The following is a 12,551-nucleotide window of genomic DNA, read 5'->3' as shown; positions in this document are numbered from 1 at the left end:
TACGCCGGTTCTGCCGGCGACGAAATCGGCCATTGGCCTGTTTCGCGCTGCAAAGCTCTCCCAACAGTATCGTCGCGGCTAGCTGCCCTTAGGTAGATTTACAACCGCCTTGAGGCGAACGATCATTGACCGAAAGGAGTAGTCCCCTACGGCTTAAGGTCATTGCTGGTCGGCTCATGATCCCGCAAGTGATCCTCCAGCCGCGGGAGAAAATCCCAGATCTCCCGGTTGATCCGCGCCATTTCACGCACTGCTTCCGAGATCTCGTAAATGCGGGCATCATCCAGCGGCTTGACCTCACCGAAACGAAGGGCGCTGCGAGTCTGAACCAGGCGCATCGACTGCGTATGCGATATCACACCGGTGTCATCGACCGTATACATGCAGTGATTGAACTCGTTTCGAATGTGGGTGCCGTCGTTGAACCGGTCGATCACGCGATCGAGTTCCTGGCTGAGCGCTTTGTCCCTGATCTTGACCCGTGCCAGTCGCTGGATGAGATCCAGCCTTGCCCGGGTGGTGTTCAGCGTCGCAAACACAATGGCAGCCGACACCTGGTCGACCTTCAAAAGCAGCATTAAAACATAGATAAACAGGCTTTCGTTGTTGGACCAGTTGAAGACCAGGCTCCCGATCAGGGACAGAACGGTCGTCCGGCGATCCGCCGTTTCCGGCGCCGCCGCCTCAAGCGCGGCGAAATCGGGTTTTTGAGGAAGGTGGCTGGCGGTCATATCTGCCATCGCATCTGGAAAAGCGGGCGCTCGGCCCGCAACGTTAAAAGCACCAGGGACGGGGTCGAAAGCGTCGGCGGAGCAACAAGCTCTGTCCCACGGAGCCATCGTCCCGTAGGATAGGGAAGAAGACAAGCCTCCATCGTTCGGAGAAGTCCGCGATAATGTGATCAGGAGACCGGAATGCTGCGCTGGGCGGTTGCTATGGCGGAGGTCAGGAGAGCACGTCGAGCGGCTGTGACGACGATCGGTCCGCTGGTCGAACGGAGTCGCGCTTCCCTGAACGGCATTCCCGACACCGCCTGGCGCGATCCTTACCTCGCTGGGTTCATGCTGACGCTCATCACCATCGTCGCCCGCATCGGCTGTCGTGACTTGCAGGACCACGATCTGAGCCTCGTTCAATCGCAGGCGTGGGGAGAGATCACGGGCATGGATGCTGACCTAATCGGAGAAGACGCGTTAACGCTGAGCAACTCACATCCACGGGAGTTCCAGCATGGATGCTACAGCGCGATGATGGTGGCCATACGTTTATGCAACCCCGGCGCCGTCGCTTCGATCGGCTATGAACCGTGGCAGATAACGGAAGCTTCGCCGGAGGCGGACGCGCTTATGGACGATGGCCGTCACATCGGCACGACGCTGAGCCCGGCCACAGGCAACTGGACCGACGCTTTCGACACCTATATTGCCCGGCTCCCCCTGGTGAAACCGGCCTGAAACCCGGAGGGGAACCGGATTTGTCTCCACCTGTTCTGTTATGAAAGGGCTATAGTCCGGCTGCTAAAATTGAACTAGAGTTTACGAGGATCAGAGAGGGACACTCTGAACCGCGTTTGAAACTCTGAACCACGTTTGAGTTTATTGCATAAGGAGGCTGGCGACGGAAAGGTTTGAGCGGTTAGGGGTGGACCGACCCGTACGTCACAGCGTTCAGAATGGATTGAGTAGGGGTACCTATGAGCGCGAACGAATATCGTTGTTCTGACGGAAACCATTTTTTTTGATCATTTCACATCGACTGACCAGAAAGTCCGCACGACATCCGCCCCAATCCGAATAGCTTATCCACGTCCTCCTCTTGATCCTCGACCACAGTTGAACGTTGGAAGCGCCTCATGCGGTGCATCGCCTCCAGCGCGCCGACACAGACAAGCGCGATTGCAGAACGCGGCTATTGTTAGTGTGGACTCGCCCTGGCAGGCGCGTCCAAAGAACCCCGCAGCCAGGCCCTCCTCACCACCATCAGCACAAGCTGCAGACCTTGATCACAAAGGTCGGGGCACACAATGCGTCGGAGAAACAAAAGATTCGTTCGACGCCGGGCCAAAGCCCGCGCAGAACTCAATTATCATTATCGACGAAAGAGCCCTTGTCCGCGATTGCCTGGTGTATTGTTTGCAGGCCAGGTATGTCAGTCACGCGGTCTTTTCATTCGCGACTTTGTCAGACTGGATAAAAGTGGAGAGTGATTTTCCTGCTCCATCGGTTATCCTTCTCTACACCCGGACTCCCCAAAAGAAGACGCTGAATGATATCGATGACATCGAGAGCCTCGCCCGCGTCGCCGTGAGCGCGCCCTTGATCATCGTATCGGATGTCGAGGACGGATCACGGGTCATGCGCGCGATCGAGAGCGGCGCGCGTGGTTATATTCCGACAAGCATGACCCTCGGCATCGCCCTGGAAGCGGTGCGATTGGTGGAAGCCGGCGGCATTTGTGCCCATCAGCGTGATGTCGTCTTTCCAGAACGCTGGTCATGATGAAAGCCAGCTGTTCACCTCGCGTCAGATCATGGTCATCGAGGCGCTGCGCCGCGGCAAGGCGAACAAGCAGATCGCCTATGAACTCGGCATGTGTGAAAGCACCGTGAAAGCCCACATCCGTCACATTATGCGCAAGCTGAAGGCCCGGAACCGTACAGAGGTCGCGATGATGGTGAGCAGCTTGTTTGAAAGGCTGGAACACGACCGAGCTGATTAATCTCACTCGCGCGCAGGAGACACTTGTCTGGTCGGTCGCAATCGAACGCACAGTCGGAAAGGTGGGCTGTGGCCTTTCACGTACATTCTCTCAGACGCCTTGCATCAGCATAGAAAATCGATCATGATGTGTGAGTTCAGGCCAAATGTCCCAGACTCATTGTGACAAGGCGTCTGAGTTGCGGTTGGCCCTCATCCCAGTCCGCTAAATTCGAAAGATGATGCTAAATGCGACTGCTCAGCACGGTTCTAAGGTACCTCCCTCGCGCGATTCATATTCGGCTAGACATCAAACTTCGCTTTCCCCGTCTCTAACAGGCGCGCGGGCTACCCATAAGAGCTCCGCAAACAACGTCTGAATGGTCATCGCAAAATGGAAGGGGCACCCCGCAGGGTGCCCCATTTTGTGCATAAGCTTGTTAACGGGAGGCCCTCAATCACCAGTCCGCTAAAACCAGTAAGTCTGCCGTAAGGCTCTTGCACGCACAGATTGTGCAATGGTTAAATGGAACCGTCAAGAGGCTTGGATGAACTTTCAGAATCAAAACAGCCCGCATCGAACCGCGGGCGGGCTGGGGCAAAGAGGCGGGAGCGGGTCGGTGAGACAGCAGGTGCAAACGTTGTCTTCCTGATTCGTTTCCCGTCTCTCATGCCCGGGGGAGCATGAGAGATGCATAAAAGGATATCAAGGGCGTACCGCCTGGGCCTGGACCTCGGCTCCAATTCCCTCGGCTGGTTCGTCACATATCTTGAGAAACGCGGCGACCGGTATGAGCCCATTGGACTCGGCCCCGGCGGCGTCCGCATCTTTCCCGATGGCCGCGACCCGCAATCCGGCACCTCAAACGCCGTCGATCGCCGCATGGCGCGGGGGGCGCGCAAGCGGCGCGACCGCTTCGTCGATCGCCGCAAACGACTGATCGCCGCGCTCATTAAATACGGCCTGCTCCCGGACGATGCGCGCCAGCGCAAGGCGCTCGAAACCCTCGATCCCTATGCGCTGCGCAAGGCGGCGCTGACAGATCCCCTGCCCGCGCATCATGTCGGCCGGGCGCTGTTTCATCTCAACCAGCGCCGCGGCTTTCAGTCGAACCGCAAGACCGACAGCAAACAGAGCGAAGACGGCGCCATCAAGCAGGCGGCGTCGAAACTTGATGCTGCAATGAAGGAAGCGAATGCCAGCACGCTCGGCGCATTCTTCGCTGACATGCACCTGCGTGAATCCTATGAGACCCGCCGGAAAGCCATCCGCGCCGAACTCGTGCGGCTCGGCAAGGATCATCTCACCGGCAACGCCCGCAAGAAGGCTTGGGCTAAAGCCCGTAAGCGCCTGTTCGGCGATGAGGTGCTGCCCCAGAGGGATGCGCCCGATGGCGTCCGTGCCCGCGCCCGTATTTCTGGCGCCAAGGCGAGCTACGACTTCTATCCCACCCGCGCGATGCTGCTGGATGAATTCAACGCCATCTGGACGGCGCAGCGCGAACATCATGCGGCGATGACGGATGATGTGAGGGCGGAGATCGAACACATCATCTTCTTCCAGCGTCCTCTTAAGCCCGCAATCGTCGGAAAATGCACGCTCGATCCCGCGACGCGCCCTTTCAAGGAGGATCCGGAAGGCTATCGCGCGCCGTGGTCGCATCCGCTGGCGCAGCGCTTTCGTATTCTGTCGGAAGCGCGCAACCTCGAGATCCGCGAAACCGGCAAGGGCTCGCGCAAGCTCACCAAGGAGCAAAGCGATCTCGTCGTGGCCGCGTTGCTGGCCAACAGAGAGGTAAAGTTCGACAAGCTGCGCGCGCTGCTCAAGCTGCCGGCGGAAGCCAGGTTCAATCTGGAGTCCGACCGGCGCGCGGCGCTCGATGGCGACCAGACCGCCGCGCGTCTTTCGGACAAGAAAGGATTCGGCAAGGCATGGCGCGGCTTCCCGCCGGAGCGGCAGATCGCGATCGTGACGAAGCTGGAGGAGACCGAAGACGAGAACGAGCTGATCGCATGGCTCGAAAGCGAATGCGCGCTCGATGGCGCGGCAGCGCCGCGCGTGGCCAACACCACGTTACCGGACGGCCATTGCCGGCTCGGCCTGCGTGCGCTCAAAAAGATCGTACCAATCATGCAGGATGGGTTCGAAGATGACGGTAAGTCGGGCATTCGCTTTTACAACGCCGCAAAAAAGGCTGACCCTCGCTACGATCCAGCTCAGCAGGCAGATGGCGTTCTTTCACAGACAGGACGCCTGCCCTATTACGGCCAATGGCTACAGGACGCCGTGGTCGGCAGCGGCGACGCGCGGCATCAGAAGGAAAAACAATACGGCCAGTTTCCGAATCCGACCGTGCATATCGGACTGGGGCAGTTGCGCCGCATCGTCAATGAACTGATCGACAGGTTTGGTCCGCCGACGGAAATCGCCATCGAATTCACTCGCGCGCTGAAGCTGTCTGAGCAGCAGAAGGCGGAGAAGCAGCGCGAACAACGCAGGAATCAGGAGAAAAATGAGAAGCGGAAAGAAAAAATTCGCGAAATCCTAGGAGAGCATTACATTCCCACCGGCAATGACCTCTTAAGAATGAGGTTGTGGGAGGAGTTGGGCGCCGGAGATAGTGCCGATCGTAAATGTCCCTACACCGGTGATTCCATTTGCATAGAAGCCCTCCTTTCTTCGAGAGTTGAAATTGATCATATTTTGCCGTTCTCAATGACATGGGACGATAGCGCAGCAAACAAAACTGTGTGCTTTGCATATGCCAACCGTCATAAAGGTAATCGAATTCCATTCCAAGCATTTGGATCAAGCCCGACGATTGACGGCAGAAAGTACGACTGGACTGAAATTGGAGATCGCGCGGCACTGTTGGGCAACAAGAGTTGGCGATTCGAAGCCGATGCCATGCAACGTTTTGATAAAATTGGAGGCTTTCTCGCGCGACAGCTCAACGAAACGGGCTGGCTGGCGCGGCTTGCTAAACAATATCTCGGCGCTGCGACCGATTCGAACCGGATATGGGTCGTCCCGGGCCGCCTTACCGGTATGCTGCGCGGCAAATGGGGTCTGAATGCGCTGCTGCCGGATCACAACTATGCTGGCGTGCAGGACAAAGCGGAGGAATTCCTCGCCTCCACCGACGACATGGAATTCTCGGGGATCAAGAACCGCGCCGATCACCGCCATCACGCCATCGACGGCCTCGTCGTTGCACTAACGGATCGCTCGCTGCTCTGGAAGATGGCCAGCGCCTATGACGAGGAGCGAGAGAAGTTCGTCATCGAGCCGCCATGGCCGGCCATGCGCGACGATCTCAAGGGGGCGCTGGAGAAGATGGTGGTTTCACACAAACCGGATCACGGCATCGAGGGCAAGCTGCACGAAGACAGCGCCTATGGCTTCGTCAAGCCACTCGATATCACGGGCCAGACCGAAGAAGAGGACGGGAACCTTGTTTATCGCAAGGCGATCGAAGGCCTGAACGAGAACGAGATCGATCGCATCCGCGATCGTCGCCTGCGCAGGATCGCGCGCGAGCATGTTGACGCGGAGAAGAAGAAGGGCGTGGCGCTGGCTGACGCGCTACGACAATTGAAGGAACCATCCGATTTGTATCCGCAGCTCAAGCACGGCTTGCGGCACGTCCGTATTCTCAAGAAGGAGAAGGCGGATTATCTCGTTCCGATCACCGACCGGACCACCGGCGCCGTGTACAAGGCGTACAGTGCGGGCGAGAATTTCTGCGTGGAAGTTTTCGAGACGGCCGACGGTAAATGGAACGGCGAGGCGGTGCGTCGTTTCGATGCCAACAAGAAGAACGCCGGCGCGAGGATAGCGCATGCGCCGCAATGGCGTAACGCCAACGACCACGCGAAGCTGGTAATGCGAATCCACAAGGGAGATCTGATCCGGCTCGATCATGACGGCCGGACCCGGATCATGGTCGTTCATCGGCTCGATGCGTCAGCAGCACGTTTCAAGCTCGCCGATCACAACGAAACGGGCAATCTCGACAAGCGTCATGCAACCGACAACGAGATCGACCCCTTCCGCTGGCTGATGGCGTCCTACAATACGCTGAAGAAGCTGAACGCCGTGCCGGTGCGCGTTGACGAACTCGGCCGGGTATGGCGCATCATGCCAAGTTAACCTTGTCTTAACACACGTGTTGCGAGCATTCGCAGCACCGCCTCATAATCCTGCGACGCGAAGGCTCGCCCGCAGGAGGTTCACCACATGGTGGGACGCGTAGTGGAAGTCGCCGGCGACGGTCGGCATCTCGCGACTGAACGCGGCTTCATGATCGTGTCCGAGAAAACCGGCGAAATCGGCCGGGTGCCGCTGGATGACGTCGCGGCGGTGATCGCGAACGCGCATGGCCTGACCTACTCGAACAACCTGCTTGTCAATCTGGCGACCCGCGGAGTGCCGGTCGTTCTTTGCGGGGCCAATCATCGTCCCGCAGCGGTGGTGTGGCCGGTCGACGGCCATCATGCACAGGCAGGCCGCATGAGCGATCAAGCGAATGCGTCGGCTCCGCTGAAAAAACGACTCTGGCAGCAGATCGTTCAAGCCAAGATCCTTGCGCAACCGCAACTCACCGAACGACTTGCAGTCCAGCGCGGTTATTTTAGCGGACTGGTGATTGAGGGCCAACCGCAACGACGCGACCTGAGGTGGTGCCGGTTTCTGAGACAGGGGCATAAGGTGGATCGCCCGATGAAAAGGACGATCCGGTATGAAGACACGCAGACGATTTACGGCTGAGTTCAAGGCCAAGGTTGCGCTTGAGGCGATCCGTGGCGAGCGGACGATTTCGGAACTGGCGACAAAGCACCAGCTTCATCCGAACCAGATTACGCAGTGGAAACGGCAGGCCATCGAGAACCTGGCCAAGACGTTCGACGACAAGGCTGCTGATGCGCAGGTCGGCCGGGAAGCCGAGGTGACCAAGCTGCACGCCAAGATTGGCCAGCTTGTCGTTGAGCGGGATTTTTTGGCCAAGGCCTTCGATCGCTGAGCCTGGATCGGAGGAGAATGATGATTGACCCCGATCACAACCGGCTCTCGATCCGCCGCCAGTGCGAACTGGTCTCGATCTCGCGGGCGTCGTTCTACCGACAGCCCGCCGGCGAGACGCCCGAGAACCTCGAACTGATGCGCACCATCGACGAGGCCTTCATGGAGACGCCCTGGTATGGCTCCCGGCAGATGGCCCGGCATCTGCGGCGTCAGGGCTGGTGCGTGGGTCGCAAGCGGGTCCGGCGGCTGATGCGCAAGATCGGTCTGTCGCCGATCTACCAGGCGCCGAGAACCAGCGAGCCGCATCCGCAGCATCGCATCTATCCCTACCTGCTGCGGCACCTGGCGATCGAGCGGCCGGATCACGTTTGGTGTGCCGATGTGACCTATATCCCGATGCGGCGCGGCTTCCTTTACCTCGTGGCCATCATGGACTGGTTCAGCCGCAAGGTCCTGGCCTGGCGGTTGTCGAACACGATGGATGCCGACTTCTGTGTTGCCGCTCTCGAAGAGGCGATCGCCTGCCATGGCAGGCCCGACATCTTCAACACCGACCAAGGCTCGCAGTTCACTAGCTTCGCCTTCACGACGACGCTGAAGGATGCCGGCATCCGCATCTCCATGGACGGGCGCGGCCGCTGGATGGACAACGTCTTCATCGAACGACTGTGGCGCAGCCTCAAATATGAGTGCGTCTTCCTCAGCGCATTCGAAACGGGAAGCCAAGCCCGCTGCGGCATCGGCTCCTGGATAGACTATTACAACCGGCGACGCCCGCACTCGACCTTCGCCGGCAGGACGCCCGACGAGGTCCATGCTATGGCGGAAATGACGGAGCAATTGGCGGCGTAGAAACGAACCCGATCCACCTTAGCCAGGCCGCCAAACTGTCTCACCAAGCGGGTCCACCTCATGCCTCGACCGCAACCGGTATTTTAGCGGACTGGTGATTGAGGGCCAACCGCAACGAACTTGAGGGGCCGAATATCGGTTGGACTATTTTAGCGGACTGGTGATTGAGGGCCAACCGCAACAAAAAGGTTTTATGAGTTTGCTCACCGATCATTTTAGCGGACTGGTGATTGAGGGCCAACCGCAACTCTGGAAATGGCAAAACTCGAACTTTACCGATTTTAGAGCATGGGCCCGAAAAGTGGAAACCGGTTCTCGGATAAGATCATGCTCAAACAAAAAGATAAGCGGCGAGTCTGATTTAACGCAGTCGAAACAGTCTCTAACAGACCGGTGATTGAAGGCGCTTTAGCGCAATGGTCCTTTCAGCGCCGCCATCCCACCTCAATGCGACATGAAAACGGGAACGGTCATCGCCGAGAGCATTCCGCGCGTCGCTCCACCGAATACAAATTCACGCAGGCGAGAGTGTCCATAGCCGCCCATGACAAGCAGACTCGTCGGGCTGCCCGCAACATGCGACAGAATTGCATTCGCGACGTCCCTATCAGCCGCTGGTATCGTTTCCACCGCTACCTTGATATCATGCCGAGCGAGATGCCGGCCGATTTCAGTCCCCTTAACCTGGTCATTCGTGGTCGTCTCATCTTCAACGATGAGCAGCTCGACAGCGTTGGCTTTTCTCAGAAACGGCAACGCATCATTAATGGCGCGCGCAGCGGTGCGGCTTCCATCCCAACAGCACACGACTTTTTCGAGCTTCAGAGTTTCCCGCTGAGTGCTGGGAACGATAATGAGCGGCCGTCCGGAATCAAACAGCGTCGTTTCGATAAGAATGCTGTTGCTGATGCCCTTATGATCGTCGGACTGCATGACGACGCTGAGATCAAAACACCGCGCTACTTCCGAGAATGTCTTCGGTGTTCCTGAAACAAGACGCGATTCAGCTGAGAGAGCGCCGCGTTTCGTCGCCAGTTCAAAACGCTCAATTGCGCCGCGCGCCTCTGTCTCACTCTCGGCAAAGAGGTCGCCAAGAGCATCCGCGGGAATGTTCGCCTCGAAGTTAAATATAAGCGCCGTCAAGTGGGCGGAAAAAGCTTCAGCTATCGAAACAGCGAAATCACGAGCGATATCCCGCGAGGGATCGCGCTCCAGATGAAGAATGATGTCCTTGAACATTCAATTCTCTCCTCAATCTGAACATCCGCCGCAGCACTATGATATCGAAAATCACGGCGATCTCAAAGCTCCAAACCTACATTCTTTCGTGCCTGATCGATCCTCCCGAAACAAAACAATGGTTCATTGCCCAAACGGAAGCGCTATATGCGCAACACAAGAGGCTCGTATGGCTCGTCGCTGGTGGCGAATGCGAGACTTCAGGGAAAATGTATCGTACTTAGCTTCCCCGCGATCATTTCCGATCGATCAGTTCTCGTCAGCCCGTCCGGCGGGAACCAGTGCGTGCCGAGGTCATGTGGTGAGGACGCTGATAGTCGACAACTACGATTCATTCACCTACAATCTGGTGCACTTGATTGCCGATATAAATCAGGAAGATCCCCTGGTCGTCCGCAACGATGCGGTGACATGGGACGAACTCTCCGGAGAACGATTCGATAATATCGTTATCTCGCCGGGCCCCGGACGACCCGACCGGGAGGCCGATTTCGGCTTATCGAAGGCTGCGATCGAATCGGCCACTGTCCCGTTGCTTGGCGTCTGTTTGGGACATCAGGGTCTCGCCATCGCGGCAGGCGCGTCGTTGGCGCGGGCTCCCTCGCTCGTCCACGGACACACCTCCCAAATCCTGCATCATGGGTCTGGCCTTTTCGCCGGCATGCCGCCCTTGTTCAACGCGGCCCGCTATCACTCCTTTGTGGTCCAGCGTCCCCTTCCCTCCACTCTTGAGGAAATCGCCTGGACCGAAGATGGCCTCATCATGGGCATCGTCCGTCACGGACGGCCGCAATGGGGCGTTCAATTTCATCCGGAATCATTTCTCACCGAGGATGGCAAAGTCCTGCTACGAAATTTTCGCGATCTTTCGTTACGCTTCACAGGAAGAACCTCAACGCCGCCGCCTCCACGGACGAACAAGCGGCGCGCCGCGCCGCCTGTTGCGACGGCCCGCAAAGCATTCTGGCTCGAGATCCCGCGTGCGATCGACACCGAGGCGGTGTTCTGTTCCCTCTTTGCTGATCAGCCCTTCGCCTTCTGGCTCGACAGCAATCTTGCCGGGTCCCCGCTGTCGCAGTGGTCATACATGGGAGACGCATCGGGACCAGATGCGGCGACGGTGCAGTATCGCAACATCGAGCGGCAGATCATTGTCGAGGATGCTCGTGGCCGCCGGACGGAGAACGCCGATATATTCGCGTATCTTCAAAGGGAGCAGCCGGGCCCGCCGCAATCGGCACCGCCCTGTCCTTTCGCCGGCGGTCATGTCGGATGGTTTGGTTACGAACTGCGACATGATTGCGGCTCGCCAACCACGCGGCGGGCTGCAACACCCGACGCCTTGTGGATCCGCCCGGACAGGTTCATCGCCGTCAATCATCGCGACGGGAAAACCTACGTATGCGCGATCGACAGTCCCGAGGAAGCCGGCCGCGCGCAGCGTTGGATTCGCTCAACGCTCAAGCGGATCGAATCGGCGAGCCGCCCGCCCCTGGATTCCCCCGACCCGGTTGACCCAAACCCGCTCGCGTTTCTCATGAAGGATGGAAGAGCGGACTATCTTTCCAAGGTCGCCCGTTGTCTCGACCTGATCGCGCAAGGGGAGACTTATCAGGTCTGTTTGACCAGCGAGCTGTCCTGCCCCGCCACGGTCGAGCCCCTGCGGGTTTACCGCGCGATGCGAAGCGTCAATCCCGCTCCGTTCGCTGCTTTTCTCAAATGGCCCGGCGGAGCCATCCTCAGCGCCTCGCCGGAGCGGTTCCTCGCAGTCGATACCGAGGGCAACATCGAAGCAAAGCCGATCAAAGGAACGATCCGGCGCGCCGTCGATCCGGTGGAGGACAAGCAGCTGGCCGAAATGCTGCGAGCTGGCCGAAAGAATCGGGCCGAGAACGGAATGATCGTCGATCTCCTGCGCCACGATCTGTCGCGCAGTTGCGAGACCGGAACCGTATCGGTCTCGCGCCTGTTCGAGGTCGAAACATATCAGACCGTCCACCAGCTCGTGAGCACGATACGCGGCGTACTGAAGCCGGAGCATACGCTCATTGATGTGCTGCGCAGCGGCGCGTTTCCGGGCGGATCAATGACGGGAGCGCCGAAATTCCGCACTCTGGAGCTTATCGATCAATTGGAACAGCGCGCCCGGGGCATCTATTCCGGCTCGCTTGGCTGGCTGGGCGATGATGGCGCCGCCGATCTGAGCATCGTGATCCGGTCCATCGTGATGGCCAATGGGCGGTTCTCCATCGGCGTGGGAGGCGGCGTGGTTGCGGAATCCACGCCCGAGGGAGAACTTGAGGAAATGCTCCTGAAGGCCGAAGCTTCGATCAAATCGATCGTCCTCGCAACATCCGGAGACTTCAGCGAAAATCAATATCGACTGGTGGAATCCGGCGGCCGCATGGCTCAAGGCTGAGCCATGTCCGAGACTCACATGCGTGACGGCTCCCGCAGGGTGGTCAGTTCACGGAACCAAAAGGCAGGATGGAAACGGTTTCGCCCTGGTCGTTGAGAATGGTGATGCACATCCCGTTATCAGGGAGTTCGGGCGTATCACCCAGCATCTCGCGAGCCAGAAGGTTTCCGTACATCACGGCCTCCTCGTGGTTCTGCAGGGGGACCTTGATGGGTTTCGATTTGCGCTCGGCCAGATCTGTGATGACGTAGCTGAAAATAGGCATGATAAGCGAATACCGCCTGGGTTCGTTGTTGTTGAAGAAAAGCGATGAGTTCAC

General features: G+C 58.4%; 10 protein-coding genes. 7 read left to right on the top strand and 3 right to left on the bottom strand.

The window, feature by feature from the left end:
* Positions 1 to 146 precede the first annotated feature (146 nt).
* Positions 147 to 731, bottom strand: coding sequence for a hypothetical protein (locus ACMYR2_RS06285; protein WP_416194069.1), 585 nt, complete (start codon positions 729 to 731; stop codon positions 147 to 149).
* Positions 732 to 914: 183 nt separating this feature from the next.
* Between ACMYR2_RS06285 and ACMYR2_RS06280 the strand changes: the two genes are divergently transcribed.
* From ACMYR2_RS06280 to ACMYR2_RS06255, 6 genes are all read left to right on the top strand, one after another.
* On the top strand, positions 915 to 1,454 hold the full coding sequence (locus ACMYR2_RS06280; RefSeq protein ID WP_416193876.1) for a hypothetical protein: 540 nt from the start codon (positions 915 to 917) through the stop codon (positions 1,452 to 1,454).
* Positions 1,455 to 1,895: 441 nt separating this feature from the next.
* Positions 1,896 to 2,498, top strand: a complete 603-nt coding sequence (locus ACMYR2_RS06275; RefSeq protein WP_416193875.1) for a hypothetical protein — start codon at positions 1,896 to 1,898, stop codon at positions 2,496 to 2,498.
* Positions 2,455 to 2,718, top strand: coding sequence for a response regulator transcription factor (locus ACMYR2_RS06270; protein WP_416193874.1), 264 nt, complete (start codon positions 2,455 to 2,457; stop codon positions 2,716 to 2,718). Before ACMYR2_RS06275 ends, ACMYR2_RS06270 begins: the two co-directional genes overlap by 44 nt.
* Before the next feature lie 669 nt (positions 2,719 to 3,387).
* A complete protein-coding gene (gene cas9, locus ACMYR2_RS06265; protein ID WP_416193873.1) occupies positions 3,388 to 6,849 on the top strand; it encodes a type II CRISPR RNA-guided endonuclease Cas9 in 3,462 nt (1,153 codons plus the stop codon).
* 87 nt (positions 6,850 to 6,936) lie between these two features.
* Positions 6,937 to 7,467, top strand: coding sequence for a CRISPR-associated endonuclease Cas1 (locus ACMYR2_RS06260; RefSeq protein ID WP_416193872.1), 531 nt, complete (start codon positions 6,937 to 6,939; stop codon positions 7,465 to 7,467).
* A protein-coding gene (locus ACMYR2_RS06255; RefSeq protein ID WP_416193871.1) for an IS3 family transposase occupies positions 7,439 to 8,574 on the top strand; the annotation gives its coding sequence in 2 pieces (ribosomal slippage) (positions 7,439 to 7,709 and positions 7,709 to 8,574; 1,137 coding nt in all). The genes ACMYR2_RS06260 and ACMYR2_RS06255 overlap by 29 nt, the downstream gene beginning before the upstream one ends.
* A gap of 444 nt (positions 8,575 to 9,018) precedes the next feature.
* Here ACMYR2_RS06255 and ACMYR2_RS06250 read toward each other — a convergent pair.
* A complete protein-coding gene (locus tag ACMYR2_RS06250) occupies positions 9,019 to 9,813 on the bottom strand; it encodes a universal stress protein (RefSeq protein ID WP_347262725.1) in 795 nt (264 codons plus the stop codon).
* 301 nt (positions 9,814 to 10,114) lie between these two features.
* Here ACMYR2_RS06250 and pabB point away from each other — a divergent pair, with 301 nt between their 5' ends.
* Positions 10,115 to 12,232 (top strand): aminodeoxychorismate synthase component I, encoded by a 2,118-nt coding sequence (gene pabB / locus ACMYR2_RS06245; protein WP_347262724.1) that lies wholly within the window; start codon positions 10,115 to 10,117, stop codon positions 12,230 to 12,232.
* 43 nt (positions 12,233 to 12,275) lie between these two features.
* On the opposite strand, the gene ACMYR2_RS06240 is transcribed toward pabB, so the two are convergent.
* Positions 12,276 to 12,497 (bottom strand): hypothetical protein, encoded by a 222-nt coding sequence (locus tag ACMYR2_RS06240; protein ID WP_347262723.1) that lies wholly within the window; start codon positions 12,495 to 12,497, stop codon positions 12,276 to 12,278.
* Between the last annotated feature and the right edge of the window lie 54 nt (positions 12,498 to 12,551).

The sequence above is a fragment of the Nitrobacter sp. TKz-YC01 genome (assembly GCF_047824785.1).
Taxonomy (GTDB): Bacteria; Pseudomonadota; Alphaproteobacteria; order Rhizobiales; family Xanthobacteraceae; genus Nitrobacter.
Note: the sequence above shows the minus strand (reverse complement) of the source record. Positions and strands in the feature narration are given on the sequence as shown.

Bases quoted from the DNA above. Each gene is read 5' to 3' on its own strand.
- cas9 (WP_416193873.1), top strand. From the start codon at position 3,388: ATGCATAAAAGGATATCAAGGGCGTACCGCCTGGGCCTGGACCTCGGC.
- ACMYR2_RS06240 (WP_347262723.1), bottom strand. From the start codon at position 12,497: ATGCCTATTTTCAGCTACGTCATCACAGATCTGGCCGAGCGCAAATCG.
- ACMYR2_RS06285 (WP_416194069.1), bottom strand. From the start codon at position 731: ATGACCGCCAGCCACCTTCCTCAAAAACCCGATTTCGCCGCGCTTGAG.
- ACMYR2_RS06250 (WP_347262725.1), bottom strand. From the start codon at position 9,813: ATGTTCAAGGACATCATTCTTCATCTGGAGCGCGATCCCTCGCGGGAT.
- ACMYR2_RS06260 (WP_416193872.1), top strand. From the start codon at position 6,937: ATGGTGGGACGCGTAGTGGAAGTCGCCGGCGACGGTCGGCATCTCGCG.
- ACMYR2_RS06280 (WP_416193876.1), top strand. From the start codon at position 915: ATGCTGCGCTGGGCGGTTGCTATGGCGGAGGTCAGGAGAGCACGTCGA.